Source organism: Sulfurimonas crateris, from assembly GCF_005217605.1.
Lineage (GTDB): Bacteria > Campylobacterota > Campylobacteria > Campylobacterales > Sulfurimonadaceae > Sulfurimonas > Sulfurimonas crateris.
Genome location: NZ_SZPX01000008.1, coordinates 41321 through 56610, shown reverse-complemented (window position 1 = coordinate 56610; position 15290 = coordinate 41321). Strand labels below are relative to the sequence as shown.

The 15290-nt window shown below is 39.9% G+C and carries 18 protein-coding genes; 3 read left to right on the top strand and 15 right to left on the bottom strand.

The features are described 5' to 3' along the window. Window positions 1-4: 4 nt before the first annotated feature. The 4 genes from FCU45_RS10520 to FCU45_RS10505 all read right to left on the bottom strand — a co-directional run bounded on the left by FCU45_RS10520 (window position 5) and on the right by FCU45_RS10505 (window position 2475). Complete coding sequence (locus FCU45_RS10520; RefSeq protein WP_170175860.1) at window positions 5-328, bottom strand: type II toxin-antitoxin system RelE/ParE family toxin; 324 nt, start codon at window positions 326-328, stop codon at window positions 5-7. Further along, entirely contained in the window at window positions 318-605 is a 288-nt protein-coding gene (locus tag FCU45_RS10515; RefSeq protein WP_170175859.1) for a type II toxin-antitoxin system Phd/YefM family antitoxin, read from the bottom strand. The genes FCU45_RS10520 and FCU45_RS10515 overlap by 11 nt, the downstream gene beginning before the upstream one ends. 81 nt (window positions 606-686) lie before the next feature. Continuing rightward, on the bottom strand, window positions 687-1820 hold the full coding sequence (locus tag FCU45_RS10510; protein WP_137015056.1) for a DUF819 family protein: 1134 nt from the start codon (window positions 1818-1820) through the stop codon (window positions 687-689). Then, the gene (locus FCU45_RS10505; RefSeq protein ID WP_137015054.1) at window positions 1813-2475 is read right to left on the bottom strand and encodes an N-acetylmuramoyl-L-alanine amidase; all 663 of its coding nucleotides are present in this window, start codon (window positions 2473-2475) and stop codon (window positions 1813-1815) included. Before FCU45_RS10505 ends, FCU45_RS10510 begins: the two co-directional genes overlap by 8 nt. 74 nt (window positions 2476-2549) lie before the next feature. Between FCU45_RS10505 and FCU45_RS10500 the strand changes: the two genes are divergently transcribed. Both FCU45_RS10500 and FCU45_RS10495 read left to right on the top strand, forming a co-directional pair. Continuing rightward, window positions 2550-2927 carry a hypothetical protein gene (locus FCU45_RS10500; protein WP_137015052.1) on the top strand — a complete coding sequence of 126 codons (378 nt, stop codon included), beginning with the start codon at window positions 2550-2552 and terminating at the stop codon, window positions 2925-2927. Window positions 2928-2951: 24 nt separating this feature from the next. Continuing rightward, complete coding sequence (locus FCU45_RS10495) at window positions 2952-3695, top strand: 3'-5' exonuclease (RefSeq protein WP_137015050.1); 744 nt, start codon at window positions 2952-2954, stop codon at window positions 3693-3695. Here FCU45_RS10495 and FCU45_RS10490 read toward each other — a convergent pair. Beyond that, window positions 3692-4990 carry a Na+/H+ antiporter NhaC family protein gene (locus FCU45_RS10490; RefSeq protein WP_137015048.1) on the bottom strand — a complete coding sequence of 433 codons (1299 nt, stop codon included), beginning with the start codon at window positions 4988-4990 and terminating at the stop codon, window positions 3692-3694. The genes FCU45_RS10495 and FCU45_RS10490 overlap by 4 nt on opposite strands. A gap of 82 nt (window positions 4991-5072) precedes the next feature. Next, window positions 5073-5696, bottom strand: a complete 624-nt coding sequence (locus tag FCU45_RS10485; RefSeq protein ID WP_137015046.1) for a GNAT family N-acetyltransferase — start codon at window positions 5694-5696, stop codon at window positions 5073-5075. 123 nt (window positions 5697-5819) lie between these two features. On the opposite strand from FCU45_RS10485, the gene FCU45_RS10480 reads away from it, so the two are divergent. Next, the gene (locus tag FCU45_RS10480) at window positions 5820-6440 is read left to right on the top strand and encodes a L,D-transpeptidase family protein (RefSeq protein WP_246032290.1); all 621 of its coding nucleotides are present in this window, start codon (window positions 5820-5822) and stop codon (window positions 6438-6440) included. On the opposite strand, the gene argS is transcribed toward FCU45_RS10480, so the two are convergent. The 9 genes from argS to rpsB form a co-directional block, all read right to left on the bottom strand. Then, window positions 6437-8032, bottom strand: a complete 1596-nt coding sequence (gene argS / locus FCU45_RS10475; protein ID WP_137015042.1) for an arginine--tRNA ligase — start codon at window positions 8030-8032, stop codon at window positions 6437-6439. The genes FCU45_RS10480 and argS overlap by 4 nt on opposite strands. A gap of 3 nt (window positions 8033-8035) precedes the next feature. Continuing rightward, the gene (locus FCU45_RS10470; RefSeq protein ID WP_137015040.1) at window positions 8036-8278 is read right to left on the bottom strand and encodes a Sec-independent protein translocase subunit TatA/TatB; all 243 of its coding nucleotides are present in this window, start codon (window positions 8276-8278) and stop codon (window positions 8036-8038) included. A gap of 86 nt (window positions 8279-8364) precedes the next feature. After that, window positions 8365-8985: a guanylate kinase gene (gene gmk / locus FCU45_RS10465; protein WP_137015038.1), complete on the bottom strand. Its 621-nt coding sequence runs from the start codon at window positions 8983-8985 to the stop codon at window positions 8365-8367. Then, window positions 8985-10493, bottom strand: coding sequence for a DNA topoisomerase IV (locus FCU45_RS10460; RefSeq protein WP_137015036.1), 1509 nt, complete (start codon window positions 10491-10493; stop codon window positions 8985-8987). Before FCU45_RS10460 ends, gmk begins: the two co-directional genes overlap by 1 nt. Window positions 10494-10542: 49 nt before the next feature. Continuing rightward, window positions 10543-11307 (bottom strand): flagellar biosynthetic protein FliR, encoded by a 765-nt coding sequence (fliR, locus tag FCU45_RS10455; protein ID WP_137015034.1) that lies wholly within the window; start codon window positions 11305-11307, stop codon window positions 10543-10545. A gap of 19 nt (window positions 11308-11326) precedes the next feature. Next, window positions 11327-11971: an ABC transporter ATP-binding protein gene (locus tag FCU45_RS10450; protein WP_137015032.1), complete on the bottom strand. Its 645-nt coding sequence runs from the start codon at window positions 11969-11971 to the stop codon at window positions 11327-11329. An 18-nt stretch (window positions 11972-11989) separates the two neighbouring features. Next, window positions 11990-13186, bottom strand: coding sequence for an NAD(P)/FAD-dependent oxidoreductase (locus FCU45_RS10445; RefSeq protein WP_137015030.1), 1197 nt, complete (start codon window positions 13184-13186; stop codon window positions 11990-11992). 114 nt (window positions 13187-13300) lie between these two features. After that, window positions 13301-14356, bottom strand: a complete 1056-nt coding sequence (gene tsf, locus FCU45_RS10440) for a translation elongation factor Ts (protein ID WP_137015028.1) — start codon at window positions 14354-14356, stop codon at window positions 13301-13303. A gap of 2 nt (window positions 14357-14358) precedes the next feature. Beyond that, window positions 14359-15138 (bottom strand): 30S ribosomal protein S2, encoded by a 780-nt coding sequence (gene rpsB / locus FCU45_RS10435; RefSeq protein ID WP_137015026.1) that lies wholly within the window; start codon window positions 15136-15138, stop codon window positions 14359-14361. Window positions 15139-15290 lie beyond the last annotated feature (152 nt).

Sequence of the window (15290 nt, the reverse complement as noted above, 5' to 3'; positions counted from 1 at the left end):
CTTTCTATTGTTCCAAAAATTTCTTTAATGCCATAGAGAGTTCATCATCACTCAAATTTTCTTTATCGGTTTTAGAAAAAATAGATATTAAAACTATCTTCTCTTCAAGCTGTTGGCAGATGATGATTCTAAAACCGCCGCTCTTGCCTGTCGGGATAGATGAGTTTTTGACTCTTTTTTTAAAAAGGTTAAATCCTAGATGAACTCCAAAATCTTTTGAAGACTCTATCTCATCGACAGCAGTCCTCAAATCTGACTTTAAGAGTTTAAATTTTTTTGATAATGGTTTTGCCTCTTTTAAAAAGTTGTCGCTATACTCAATTATCAAGTTCACTCCAAAGTTTTTCTATTGGTTGAACTCTGCCTGATTTTACATCTTCAAGTCCTGCTTGAATCGATTTTATTATTTCGTTGGCTTCTACAAACTTCAAAGCTTCTGCCATTTTTTCATACTCATCTTTAGAGATAAGCACCGCTTCGACTTTGTTGTTTTTTAAAATCGCCAATTTTTCTACCGCATGCTCTCTAATCTGCCCAAGATATGAACCAAATTTTTTAGCAAAATCAGATGACGATATAAGTTCGTTTGTTGCATATGATACCACAATATACTCCTTGATATTTTCCGTAATATTTTACTCTACTCTAGCTTAGGTTAATCTTTTTATTATTTTTAGATTCTTTTTTCATTTCGCCATCCAAACCAAAATATTCCCCACAGCCAGACCGCCGAATGTTCCGACAAGATAGCCCATTACTGCCATAAGCACACCTACGCCCACAAGTGCTTTGTTGTAGGTTGCCGCTAGTATTGAAGCCGAAGCTACTCCGCCTATGTTTGAGAGTGAGGCTATGGCTATGCTAAATAAATCAAGCTTGAATATCTTTGCTCCTATAACCATTACAAGGGCATGAATGAGCAGGATACAAAACCCTGCAAAGACTAAAATGCCTACGCCGCTAAAGTTTTCAAACACTGCTTTTGAGCCTATTAGCGCTATTAACATGTAGAGCATGGAGGTTGCTACTTCGCTAGAGCCGCCAAACTCTTTTAGTCTTGTAAATGAACCTAAAAGCCCAAGTATAGTCGCAAGAACAACCGTTGTCGTAGTGTAGTTTAGAAGCACAATTCCGCTTGAGGCGATAATATTTACAGCGAATGCGACGACGATAGACAAAAGTATCAAAAGCCAGTATCTCTTTGCTCCGATGGTGCATGCACACCCTATTTCACTCAATTTTGCCATCTGTTCATGCGACGCGGTAAATGTGTTAAATCTATATGCAAAAGGGGTCAAAAATAGCAGAAACATTATCCAGACGGTGTAGTTCACACTATCTACTATAAGCGCGTAACCAAATGCCTCTTGTGAGACGCCAAGAGCCGAACCAACCGCTACCATATTTGCCACTCCGCCCATCCAGCTCCCGCTCAGTGCTCCAAAAGCCGACGCCGTCTCTGCGTTAAAATCAAAAATAAAAGAGATAAATATAAAACCCAAAGAGAGCGAAAAAAGAGCCAATAGATACGCCACAAGAAGCGGTTTTCCTAGTTTAAAAAAGTCTCTTATATCCACCTGCAGAAGCATCAAAAAAAGCATAGCGGGGAGGAGGTTCTGCTTTGTATTGCTATATACCGCATCTATCGCTTCATTTTTCTCAAACACCCCAAGAGAAGCCAGCGACATACTAAAGAGATATATCAGAACAAAAGAGGGAACGAACCTAAAGAACTTTGAAGCTCTCTTTTTCTCAACAAGCGCTATAACTGCGGCAAGAAGTGCTAAAGAAAAGAGGTAGAGAAGAGGCGAACTAATCATCTATGCCCTTGCAAGGCGCGCCTTTAAAGTTATCTATATTTGCTCTTAGCTCATCCATAAAGCGCACTGAAGGGTCATCTTTAAATGTTCTGTAGCCGTCATCTACTTCAAGCCAGAGCGGAGTATCTTCAAAGCATCTATACTCATAGTGCCCTATGACATATTCTATGGTATCAAAGCGTTTTTTGAGCTCTTTTACAAGGAAAACATTTGCCCGAAGCTGCTCTTTTGTGAGGTTGTCAGCAGAGTTTGCTCCGCCGACGTTCTCTATGCCGATGGAGTTGTAGTTCAGCCCTATGACATGACGCGCCATAAAATCAAGCGGCATTAGCTGATGGATGGTTCCGTCACGCTCAACCATAAAGTGAGCGGAGACATTGAGCGCTCCGCCGCTTGTAATGTCCGGTCTGTCAGTTGGAAGAGTCTCGGACGTAAAACGGGAGAGTGAATCTGCAAAATCATCTATCGCCGTATGATGAATCACTATAATTTTTGGAACGATTTTTATATCTTTTACCTCTAAATTGTAGTGCTCTTTTATATACTCTTTGCTAAGTTCCACTCTTTTTTCGCCAAATGCGATAGACGTTTGTTTTATCTGCAATGCCGCCAGAGATAGGGAGATGAATATAAGAGATAGTAAGATACGTGTCATAAATATGCCTCAAAAAAATTAACTCTATTATAGCTTTTATATACTTTTAATGGATATAGATATAAGATAGTACTATGATTAAAAAAGAGATTGTAAAACGAAATCTATTGGCAGAACCGTTAAGCCTAAATGCTATGAAGTTAGCTCGCGGCATCTACAATACGCATCTTGCTATGGATGAAGATCTCTCTTTGGAGATAAAGCTTCAAAATATTTTCAAACTCCTAAATCTCCAGCCTTGTAAAGACTCTATAAATGATATTCAAGATCTTCTCGAAGAGATAAACGAACCTTTAGCCGTTAGAAACTTTGAGTTTGAGGGCGAGAGTATCCAGCTTAAATTTGTACAGTTTTGCACCTACGAAATAGGCGAAGAGACCATAAAAATAGAGCTTAGCCCCGAGTATCTGCATGCTCAAAGCGAATATATGTTAGACTCCTTTCTTTTTTAATATAGAAAACAAAAAGGTAGAGATTTGGCAAAAAAATATATTATATTAGATACTGAGACAACGGGAACGGGTGAGCTAGACAGAGTGATTCAGCTAGGCTTCATGGTTTTAGGCGAGAAAAAGATAGAGGTTCAAAACGAGTTTTTCACAACTGATGTTCCTATAAATTACGCCGCTATGGAAGTTCACGGCATCACTCCAGATATGCTCGAGGGCAAGAGCCCATGCAAAGAGAGCGCATCATATAAAAGACTTCAAGAACTAAACACAGATGAAAACTATATCATCATCCACAACGCAAAATTTGACATAGATATGCTTGCAAAAGAGGGTTTTAAAACCCAGATGAAAGTTATCGACACGCTAAGGGTGGCTAAACATATATTTCCGGATGAAGAGGCACACAGACTTCAATATTTTCGTTATAAAATGGGTCTCTACCTAGATGAGCAAAAAGAGGCGGATGAACTCGGCATAACCATAAAAGCTCACGATGCGATAGGTGACGTACTTGTTCTAAAACTATTTTTAAGCAAACTCAAAGAGGCTGTTTTAGCGCAGTTTCCGACAGAAAATCCGGTTGAGAAGATGGTTGATCTGACTCTAACCCCAATCCTTATAAAATCATTTAATTTCGGAAAGTACAAAGGCAAAACTCTCGCAGAGGTTGCCGCAAGTGACGCTGCTTATCTTAGATGGATGCTCGGCGGCATGGATAATCTTGATGACGATATGCGCTACTCGATAAATACTGCTCTAGGAGTTTAGAGCAGGCTAAAGAGCACAAAAAGCACGAACGCTATCGTCCCGCTTATCAGTGCGTAAGGCATCTGAGTTCGCACGTGCTCTATCACTTCACAATCACTTGCCATCGAAGATATGATCGTAGTATCCGAGATTGGCGAGCAGTGATCCCCGAAAATTCCTCCCGAAATAACCGCTCCGATACACAGAGCGATATTTGCGTCCATTGCAACTGCCATAGGAACTGCGACGGGTATCATTATGCTAAAAGTTCCCCAGCTTGTTCCAGTTGAAAATGAGATAACGGAACTTATAAGAAATATCACTCCCGCCAACAGGTAGATGCTTAAATTTTCACTTGCTAAAGATGCCAGATAGTGACCTGTTTTAAGGCTGGTGGTAACCTCCCCTATAGCAAATGCAAAAAGCAGTATCAGTGCAATGGGTATTAGTTTTTTTGCCCCCAAAACTGCAGTTTTGGCCCATGTTGAAAAGTTCATGTTCTTAGTGCCGACAAAGTAAAAGAGAGTAAATATAAAAGTAGTAAGCATTGTGTAAAAGATAGAGCTCGAACCGCTCCCTTTTAAAATATCTCCATCACCGGTAAGATAAAGAAAAATAAAGACCGAAATAACCATCAATATAATAGGCAGAAGCATATAATACATACTTGCACCGCCGCTTTGCAGACTCTGCGTCTCTTTTGGTATATGCTTGGCTTTTTTCATATCTCCTAGATCTATATTAAACCATATCGCTAAAAAGGTAACCACAAGCGCGGCCATCGAGTAAAAGTTATATAAAATAGAGTCGATAAGAAGGGAGACGGCATCCGCCTCTATAATGCCTAAAGATATCTGCGTAGCGATAAGCCCAAGAAGAAGCGCTCCCCAGCCATTGAGAACAATGAGAGAGCTTATGGGTGCCGATGTCGAATCGCAGACAAAAGCAAGTTTTGCGCTTGATATCTTATACTTGTCGCAAAGCGGTTTTCCCACAGCTCCCGAAATCAGAGCCGTAATGGATGACTCCACAAATATAATAACGCCGACCACGTAACTGAGCATCAAAGCAGAGCGCCCAGATTTTACGATCTTTGTCTTGTGCAGCATATAATCCACAAAACCTTCAATCCCGCCCGATTTTTCGATCAAAGCCATAATGCTTCCGACCAAGATCGCAAAAGCCAAAGTTTTGAGTATCCAAGGCTCACTTAAAAGTGAGCCAAAAAGAGAGAAGAGACTCTTTAAAGAAGTTAAAAATGAGAAGTCGTTTAAAACAAAAACACCAAGCAGCACTCCCCCAAATAGAGAGAGCATTACATTTCGTGTATATAGTGCCAGTGCTATGGCAAGAAGTGAAGGGAAGAGGGATAACGCTGAGAGTTCTATGTTAGACCTATCAAAACTCTATAGAGAGTAGGATCAAACCTGCTCTGCCAAATATCTCTTTATAAGGGTCGCACTCTTTTTGCTTGACCTCTTTAAAGCCGAGTTTTTTGTAATATAGAAGAGTCTCCAGTGAGCCGATCTCAACTATGGTCTGAGCTATACGGTAACCTTTAAGTCTTGCAGTTAGAAGACTTTTGTGCATAAGCGCTTTTAAGATACCAACATCCATAAAGCCCTCTAACTCCTCCATATAATCAAAAATAAGCGTTCTTGTATTTATAGGAAATGAGCAGATCTCCATAAGCCCCAGATACTCGCTCTCTTCACCGTCAACTCCGATCTCGCTAAGAGCCTCTAAAAAAACCTCTCTTGTCGCGATCCTAGGTTCATAACTACAAAGAGAACCTACGCTTTTACCGTCTATCTCGGCAATCAAAAAATTAGAGTAGTGACAGCTAGATCTTGAATTTGTATTCGTTAATTTTTCTAAGTAATCTAATACATCTTTATCATTTTTAGTTTTAAAAATCAGATCATATATCCCGATTTTTTTATCAGCTCTAGTACTCTGTAATATCATTTGTGCCAAGAACGGCGCATCGTCACTAGTGGCTTTTCTTATATTTATACTCATAAAATTTTTTCCGTTTCTAAAAAAATTAACCCGTCTCATATTTTAGTAATAGTAACATACTTTATGGTAAAAAGTTTCTTAATTATAATAATTTGTCAAATCTTTGTATTTGCGGGCGAACAAATGGTTTTAGTGGTTGGTGATGAGTACAATTCTAGCAAAGCAGAGCTCTACACTTTTGAAGATTCAGTCATGGTTTTTGACCCAATAAAAGTCAATGTAGGAAAGAATGGATTTGGCTTTGGGCTAGGTAAGATCGAGCTTTTTCAAAAGGAGGAAGAGCCGACTAAATTTGAGGGGGATCAAAAGGCGCCCATAGGCATATTCAGCCTTGATGCGATATTTGGCTATGAGAAGGATCTGAAATTCAAGATGCCATATATTCACGCAAAAAAAGGAGTTATCTGCGTTGATGATTCAGATTCTGAGTTTTATAACAAAATAATTAAAGAGCCAAAGATAAAACCAAAAAGCTTTGAAGAGATGCGAAGAGACGACGGACAGTATGAACTTGGAATTGTAGTAGGACACAACAAAAAGCAGCTCAAAAAAAGAGGCTCTTGCATCTTTATGCACGTTCAAAAAGCACAAGATGCACCAACGGCAGGATGTACATCTATGACTCTTGAAGAGATAAAGAAGATAGCCTCTTGGCTTGATGAGAGTAAAAGTCCGATCCTGATACAGATCACAAGATCTCAGCTGGAGGAAGTATTAAAGCTCTATGGGAGCCTTAAATTTTAATCTTCCTCTTTTGTCATGTAGTCCTTTGCAGTTATCCCCATCAAAGAGAGTCCTGTGCGGAGCGAGAGCCCTACGACCATCAACAGCTTTAGAAGTTTTGCCTCATCCTCTGTTCCTATGATCCTGCAATCGTAGTAGAACTTATGAAGTGATGCCGCAAGTGACTTCAGATACTCTGGGAGTTTTTGAACCTGTCTTGAATTAAAAGCATCCTCTATTATCTCAGGCAGAAGCAGCGCATCAAAGAGAAGAGCATCTGCATTTTCACCCAAATTCTTCAAGCTTGCCGCCATGATCTCATCTTCGCCAAAATTACTTTTTGAGAGAATGGTCTTTATCCTTGCGTGAGCATATTGGATATAAAAAATAGGGTTTGAGCTGTCCTGCTTTTTAAACTCTGAGAGGTCAAACTCCAAAGCGGTGTCACTCTTTTTTGAAGCAAAGATAAATCTAAGTGCATCCGCACCTATCTCTTCGACAATATCGCTCATAAGTATTACATTACCTGCACGCTTGCTCATCTTGTATGGTTCGCCGTCCTTTAAAAGACTAACCATCTGAGAGAGCCCTACTTCAAGCTTAGTGCTCTCATACCCCAGAAACTCGACTGCAGCTTTTACTCTGGCAATATAGCCGTGGTGATCGGCTCCCCAGATATTTATATAGTGATCATAGCCGCGCTCGAACTTTTGGTTATGATAAACTATATCGCCTGCAAGATATGTTGGACGGCCATCTTCACGAACAACGACTCTGTCCGAGTCGTCGCCTTTTTGAGAAGATGCTATAAAGAGTTTGCCCTCTTTTTCATATATGCCATCGCCCATCTTTGCCATGACTCTGTCCCAGTCGTCATAAAGTGATGACTCATAAACAAATGTGTCAAAGAAGATATTAGTGTCTGCAAGATCATTTTTTATGATCTCCATAACACCGTCTTTAGCCCAGAGGGCAAGCTCTTTTTGACGTGATTCGTCACTTAATATCTCTATACCGAACTTCTCTACCGCTTTTTTTGCCAAAGGAGCAAGATAGTCGCCTCTGTAGTAGCTCTCAGGGTACTCGACACTCTCGTTAAGTATGTTCTCACGACCGTAAAGCTGGATGGAGAGACCAAGCAGGTCTATCTGATTTCCCGCATCATTTACATAGTACTCAGCCGTTATGTCATAGCCTAGATGCTTTGCAAGTCTATAAAGAGTATCTCCGTAAACTGCGCCTCTTGCATGGCCTATATGAAGAGGTCCTGTAGGATTTGCACTTACAAACTCCAAAAGGATCTTCTCATTTTTTTCATCTTTTGCGAACTCGCTTGGATTCTCAAGTGCCCAAGCGGCATACTCGCTTAGAAAGTTCTCACTTAGACGAAAGTTGAGATACCCTTTTACGGAGTCAACACTGCTAAAAAAATCGCCTTCATCAAATGAGGAAGCTAACTCCTCGGCAATTTTCATAGGAGACTGCTTAAGCTCCTTTGCCATGGCAAAAGCAATAGGGGTAGCGAAGTGACCGAAAGATCGGTCACGCGGCTTCTCTAAAACAACTTCACGACCAAACTTTTCGCGCAAAAGCGCCGATACTCGTTGTTTCAAAAGTTACGCTTGTGTAGTAGTTTTTGGAGCCTCTTTTGAAGTACTCTCTTCACTAGACTCTACTTTTTTAGGAGCATCTGTTGATGCGGTTTTTATCTCTTCCTCATCATCATTCTTCATTTCAGCTTTAAAGTTTTTTATTCCTTTTCCAAGGCCTTTTGCCAACTCAGGTATCTTCTTTGCACCAAAGAGTAATACAACGATTGCTAAGATTATTAATAGTTCTTGTCCGCCAGGCATTCCCATATCTATTCCTTTTATAAATTTAAGTCCGAAATTATAACCAAATTAGCTGTAACTTCTCTTATCACGACTATATAATGGGTTGATTGCTATATATCTTCCCATTTTCTCGCAAAGTCATTTATCTCGTTTGCAGGGATTTTAACTCTAGCCGCATTTGCTATTGTTTTTAGAGTTGCCGCGGCTTGTGCAAAGTCATCATTTACAATAAGAAAGTCATACTCGCTGATCCTTTGTATCTCTCTTTTTGCCATATCAATACGGCGGTCGATCACCTCTTGAGAGTCGGTAGAACGCGCCTCTAAACGCTTTTTTAACTCTGAGAGTGTCGGGGGAGAGATAAAGACGGAAGTTGTTATGTCTCCAAGTCTGTTTATAATGGTCGCATTACCCTGCACATCTATGTCAAATATTACAAGCTTACCATCTTTTAAAGCCTCTTTTACAAGCTTTATTGAGGTTCCATAGTAGTTGCCGTGTACAAAAGCATACTCTAAAAAGAACTCCTCTTCTATATCTTTTTTAAACTCCGCCTCATCTACGAAGTGGTAATGGACACCGTTAATTTCACCCTCTCTTATAGGGCGCGTGGTGGTAGAGATAGAGAAGTAGCACTCACCGATATCGCCTATAACTTCATTAAGTAAAGAGCTCTTTCCTGCCCCGCTTGGACCCGATAGAACTAAAATTGCACCTGATCTATGATTCACTACTTATCACCTAGAGTTATATTTATGCTTATCTTCATACCTTTAAGCGATGCAGCCACTTCCTCATTTGTAAGTGCTTTTAGAAGTTTTTTAAGAGCCTCTACTCCATCATTGGAACTCTTTGCAGACTCCTCTATATCGCTAGATGGCTCTTCCTCTTCTAAACTGTCACTCTCGCTGAAATCCTCTTCTTCATATAGTTCAGATTCGTCAGACTCATCAGCTTCACTCTCTTCATCAATATCTTCACCTATTGCCAGTTTCAGATCTCTGCTTGTCAAAGAGTCTATATCAAGCAGAATATCTTCATCTATTTCACTCTCAAGATCTTCGTTAGTAAGCTCTTGAACCGCGTCGTGAATTTGCGACTCTATATCATCTTGATCAAACTCATTTTCTTCTAGATCATCTTCAAGATCAAGCTCTTGGGCTTCCAGCTCTTCATCAAGCCCTAGTTCTTCGATCTCACTCTCTTCTTGAAGCTTGTCTTCCTCAGATTCTAGCTCTTTGGCATCTTCAAAATCAAGCTCATCAGCTTCATATTCTTCTAGTTCTATGTTATCGTCGGCTACCAACTCTTTGGTCTCTTCATCAAAACCCATCTCATCTTCGTCTGAGACCGAATCATCTTCAACTTCCAGATCATCTTCAAGCTCTAAGTCGTCTTCAAGCTCTAAGTCGTCTTCAAGCTCTAAGTTGTCTTCAAGTTCCAGATCATCTCCAAGCTCTAAATCTTCTTGAGGCTCACTCTCCTCTGTTTCTGTCTCTTCTAAAAGATTTTGAACCTCTTGAAGCTCCTCTTTATCTAACACGCCGCTCTTTTCACTCTCTTCTTTATCTTTATCCAGATCATCAAGATCACTGCCCTCATTATCCTCTAGTTCAAGCTCTGCATCTTCAAGCTCATCAAATCCGTCGTCTTCAAGCTCATCTTCAAGCTCATCTTCAAGCTCATCTTCAAGCTCTTCATCCTCAAGCTCATCAAAATCTTCCAGATCATCAAGCTCTTTTGCGGCGCTCTCATCTTCGATCTCTGTATCTGACAACAAGTCTGGCTCATCCTCTTCAAGAGCATCGAGATCTTCGAGTTCATCAAGTTCACCGAAATCATCCACATCGCCATCAAAAACGAAATCATCTTCACTCTCTACTGGTTCGCTTTTTTGAACTCTCTCTTCACTACTCACGCTCATTTCTTTTGCCAATGATACAATAGTCTCGACCAGATCGGTCGGCAAAAAAGGCTTATGGATGGTTGAGTTGAATCCTTCTACTGCATTAGCATCTTTTGCACAGATATAAAGAGATTTACTAAACTCTATTTTTGATTTTAACTCATCCAACAGCTCTTCGGTATAGAGTCCGTCATCAACGATCAAAAGGTCATAGGATGTAGATTCAATATCTTCTGATCTCTCTGTTTTTTCGAGTTCATCTGAAGTTTTTTGTACGCTTAGGGTTACTAATTTATTGACTACTGGATTATTGTTTATAAGTAAGATTTTCATTACGGTTTCCCTTTAAGAGGCTCTTTTGACATTATTGTATCAAAAAAAACTAAAAAAACGTCTCTAAAAAGTTAAAAGCCTCGAGCATCTCCCCTTTTATAATCAGCATTGAAGCGGTCAATGTGGCTATTAAAACAACAAAGGAGACCATGATCTTTATAGGAAAACCGATAACCAAAAGGTTGAACTGAGGCATTGTTTTCATAAGCATTCCAAAAATAACATCAGCCAGCCATGAGAGCGCAATTATAGGGAATGCGATCATAAATCCGACCATGAACATATTTGATGTCGCCATGATTATATATCTAAAGAGGTTTTCGCTCATCAAGAAGCCGCCAAGAGGGATCTTCTCCAAGGAGCTGTCTATAAAAAGCAGCATCCAGTGGTGCATATCTATGGCAAAAAGAACCATCAGGGCTATAAGAGACAAAAACTGCGAGATGATCGGCATTGAGACGCCTGTTTGCGGGTCTATAGCACTTGCCATCGAAAAACCCATCATAAAAGAGATCTGCCCGCCTGCAAACGTTATAGCATTAAATGCTATCTGCAGGACAACGCCTATTGCAAGTCCAAAAAGAAGCTCACCGAGAATCGCCACAACAATGCTAGGCATTGTTATGGGTATCTCAAGCGGAGGCATAGATGGGTAAAAAACAATCGTGAAAAAAAATGCCAATGCTGCTTTTACGTTCATTGGGATGCTGTTGTGTGAAAATATCGGCACAGCCATAAAAAGAGCGCCGAATCTGAAAAAAAGAAGAATAAAACCGACTATGTAGGTATCGCTAAATATTTGCGGCCAACTCATTGTCAACTCCTTTTAAAGATCAGCTTACTTTTACCAGCTTTTTATCTATAAGCTTATAAATATTATTGCATCTATGGGCGATCTCTTCATCATGAGTAACCATTACCATACCGGCTTCATTCCGATCTATATACTCAAAAAATATGTCCATAACTTCGTTTGCCGTGACTTTGTCCAAATTTCCCGTCGGTTCGTCCACAAAGAGAATACGTGGCTGTTTTGTCAGCACTCTGGCAATAGAGACCCTCTGTTGCTGACCCCCTGAGAGCTCGGTCACTTTTTGATGTATCACCTTGTCGATCTTCAATCTTTTTAGAAGATTTTCATCAATATCCTGCTTCGAGAGTATTGCCGCTATCTCTAAGTTTTCCAAAGAGCTGAAACCCTTAAAAAGGTAGTGTGACTGAAAAACAAGCCCAAGCTCATCCCTTTTTATCCGTGATAATCTTTTTTTATTCATACCTGATATATCTTCGCCAAAGAGAGAGACCTCTCCGCTATCGGGTTTTAAGAGCGTTGATAGTATATGCAGCAGTGTAGATTTTCCACTTCCACTGATACCTATGATGGCAACAGACTCTCCCTTGTTCAGATCAAGCGATATATCCGAGAAAAGCTCATAATCAAAACTGTGCGATAAATTTTTTGCAGATAGTAAATTCATGAGAGGATTATAGCTAATTTAATCACAAAATATCTTTTTGCACCCTTTTCTTGAACGCATCTCCAATCTTTTCTCATATACCCTCTCTACAATCTTTTTCATAATATAGGCAAAGTATCCGCTAAAGCCAAAACCAAATATTTTGGCAGCGGCATAACCCCTTCCAAGAGCTATTAAGATTCCGCGAGATTTTATCTTATGCGCCCTTAGCGGTTTTTTCTCTATAAGACTGTTTATATTTTTAGCGCAGATATCTGCCATCTGCTCTGCCGTATCTGCGGTCGGTGCAACGATTTTTCCGTCGTTGTATATAGTCGTGCAGTCACCTATGGCAAAAACGTTATCGTGACTTTGTGTTTGAAGATAGCTGTTTGTGGCAATATATCCCATCTCGTTTTTATCGATTAAGAGCTCATGTACAAGTCCGTTTGGCTCGATACCGCCTGCAAATATCATAAAATCCATAGGAAGCTCTTCACCGCCGCTTAGCTTTGCTCTCTCTTTTGTTATCTCAACGACTTTTCTCTCATTTTTTATCACTACGTCAAGCTTTTTTAATCTCTGATCGCTCTTTTGAATCAGCTCTTCGTCAAGTCCCTGCAAAATATGTTTGCCGGAATTTATTAGAACAATGTTTAGCTTTCTGCATATAAAGTTGTTTTTACGGTAAAAATCTTTTGAAAATGACGCCATCTGAGCCGCTATCTCTACACCGCTCAGACCGCCTCCCGCTACTATTATATTGATAGGCTTACAGCTCGTACCGCTCTCTTCTACTCTTTTAAAGAGCGACATCTCGAATTTTTGTTTAAAGTACATAGCACGGTGAAGCGCTTTTACACCGTATGCATATTCGCGAAGTCCAGTGACATCTGCTCTGAACTTAGTGCGCGCACCGACCGCAATTACGAGATAATCATAGCCGTATCTCTGAACAGAGGTTATAACTTTGCGATTTTTAAAGTCGATATTTTTTACCTCCTGTTTTACAAAGGTCACATTGCTCTCAAAACCGCTGCAAAATGTAAAAAGATCGACCGTTACCTGAGCAAAATCATTCTCGTTTGCTATGAGATCATATACGTCTGTCTGTGCAAAGTGATATGGATTTTTATCTAAAAGAAGTATCTCGTTTTGCGGATTTTTTGCAAGTCTCTCAACGGTGCGAAGTCCGCCGTAGCCGCCGCCGATCACAATGATTTTATTTTTATTCAAAACTTGCCCTTATCGGTTTATTTGAAAAAATTATATCATCTTTGGTCTGTTTAGTTAAATTATATTGAAAATTTTGATTGTAGATGTATATGGGAGAGAGTTAAGGAGGGATCCTTAACTCATTTGAGCAGCAACTTCTGCAGCGAAGTCGTCAACTTTTTTCTCAATACCTTCGCCGACTTCAAAACGAACGAAGTCAACTATCTCAGCTGTTCCGCCAAGATCTTTTGCTGCTTTTTCAACAGCCTGAGCAACAGTCAGTTTGTCATCTAGAACATAAGTCTGATCAAGAAGCGCTTGCTCTTTGTCTAGAGTAGTGTTGTCATCTATAAAACGAGCAAGTTGCCCCGGAACGATCTTGTCCCAGATAGCTTCTGGCTTGTTTTGCTCTTTTAGAGCCGCTTTGATATCTGCTTCAGCTTGTGCTAAAACCTCATCTGTAAGCTGCATCATAGAGATAAACTGAGGAATGTTTTTTAGAGGTTTTTTCAAACGAGCTAACTCCTCATTCTCTTTTTTAAGAGCTTCGATTCTACCTTTAGTTTCACTCTCAACAAATTCAGAATCAAAATCTTTATATGAAAGTGTTGTAGGCTTCATTGCAGATGCGTGCATAGCAATATTTTTAAGCGTTGGAACTAATCCCTCTGCTGTTTTTTTGCTGTCACACTTTGCTAAAACAATAACCGCAATACGGTTGTTTGAGTGAATATAACCATTAAGAGCAACAGTCTCATCATCTGCTTTTAGAGTAGCAAAACGGCGAACATCTATCTTCTCACCGATCTTTGCAACGCTCTCAGCAAAGTAAGAACCAAAAGATGTTGCTTTTAAGCTATCTACATCTGCAGGAGAATTAGAGTAGATCTCTTCAGTTGTTTTAAGAACTAGATTTTTAAAGCCTTCGTTTTGTGCAACGAAGTCTGTCTCAGAGTTGATCTCAACTATTGTAGCTTGAGAGAAGTCATCAGCAAGTTTAAAACCTACAAGACCCTCAGCAGCTACTCTATCAGCTTTTTTAGCTGATTGAGCGATACCTCTCTCTTTTAACCACTCTGTTGCTTTTTGCATATCTCCGTCAGACTCAACTAGAGCTTTTTTACAATCCATCATAGGTGCATCAGTTGCTTGGCGCAACTCTTTAACCATTGCTGCTGTAATATCTGCCATAATTATACTTCCTCTGTCGTAGTTTCTTCTTCAAATGCATCGATCTCTTCTACAGAAGCGCTCTCCACTGCCTCTTCGTCTGAAGCTTCAACTTTTCCACCATCTCTAAGAGCTTTACCCTCATTGATAGCTTCTGTCATCTCACGACAGAATAGTTGAATAGAACGGATAGCATCATCATTACCGGGAATTGGGTAAGTGATAAGGTCAGGATCACAGTTAGTATCAAGTGGAGCAACAACTGGGATACCTAAACAGCGAGCCTCTAAAACAGCGATATGCTCTTTAACTGCATCAACTACAAAAAGCATATCAGGAAGTTTTTTCATATCACGGATACCGCCGAAGTATACTTCTAGCTTCTCTTTTTGACGAGTAAGCATAAGTGCTTCTTTTTTAGTTAAAAGATCTATTTGACCATTCTCTTGCATCTCTGTAATAACGTCAAGTTTACGGATAGACTTTTGAATAGTAGGGAAGTTTGTAAGCATTCCACCCAACCATCTGTTATCAACGTAAGGCATACCACAAGCGATCGCTGCATCTCTTACAGATTGACGTGCTTGTTTTTTAGTTCCAACGAAAAGAACAGTTTTACCTTCAGCTGCAGCGTCTACAACGATTTGGTACGTGTTACGGAAGTAACGAAGAGTTTTTTGAAGATCTATAATATAGATGTTTTTACGAACACCGAATATATATTTTTTCATTTTCGGGTTCCAACGACGTGTCTGGTGTCCGAAGTGTACACCACACTCCAGTAGGTCTTTCATAGTTACCATTTAAGGTCCTTTAAGGGCATTTTTCAGCCAGAATTTGCGTCAGTTAACTTTGGTAATATCGGGTAATACCCGCCTAAAAAGGGGGTTACACTGACTTTTGATACATACCTGTTGAATATTTCTTCAACTATTAAAGTGAAAGAAAATCCGCG

Excerpts from the sequence above, each read along its gene's own strand:
- tsf (WP_137015028.1), bottom strand. The coding sequence starts at position 14,356 with ATGGCAGATATTACAGCAGCAATGGTTAAAGAGTTGCGCCAAGCAACT.
- FCU45_RS10460 (WP_137015036.1), bottom strand. The coding sequence starts at position 10,493 with ATGAAAATCTTACTTATAAACAATAATCCAGTAGTCAATAAATTAGTA.
- FCU45_RS10505 (WP_137015054.1), bottom strand. The coding sequence starts at position 2,475 with ATGACACGTATCTTACTATCTCTTATATTCATCTCCCTATCTCTGGCG.
- FCU45_RS10450 (WP_137015032.1), bottom strand. The coding sequence starts at position 11,971 with ATGAATTTACTATCTGCAAAAAATTTATCGCACAGTTTTGATTATGAG.
- FCU45_RS10480 (WP_246032290.1), top strand. The coding sequence starts at position 5,820 with ATGGTTTTAGTGGTTGGTGATGAGTACAATTCTAGCAAAGCAGAGCTC.
- FCU45_RS10490 (WP_137015048.1), bottom strand. The coding sequence starts at position 4,990 with ATGCTCTCTCTATTTGGGGGAGTGCTGCTTGGTGTTTTTGTTTTAAAC.
- FCU45_RS10470 (WP_137015040.1), bottom strand. The coding sequence starts at position 8,278 with ATGGGAATGCCTGGCGGACAAGAACTATTAATAATCTTAGCAATCGTT.
- rpsB (WP_137015026.1), bottom strand. The coding sequence starts at position 15,138 with ATGGTAACTATGAAAGACCTACTGGAGTGTGGTGTACACTTCGGACAC.
- FCU45_RS10500 (WP_137015052.1), top strand. The coding sequence starts at position 2,550 with ATGATTAAAAAAGAGATTGTAAAACGAAATCTATTGGCAGAACCGTTA.
- FCU45_RS10485 (WP_137015046.1), bottom strand. The coding sequence starts at position 5,696 with ATGAGTATAAATATAAGAAAAGCCACTAGTGACGATGCGCCGTTCTTG.
- fliR (WP_137015034.1), bottom strand. The coding sequence starts at position 11,307 with ATGAGTTGGCCGCAAATATTTAGCGATACCTACATAGTCGGTTTTATT.
- FCU45_RS10510 (WP_137015056.1), bottom strand. The coding sequence starts at position 1,820 with ATGATTAGTTCGCCTCTTCTCTACCTCTTTTCTTTAGCACTTCTTGCC.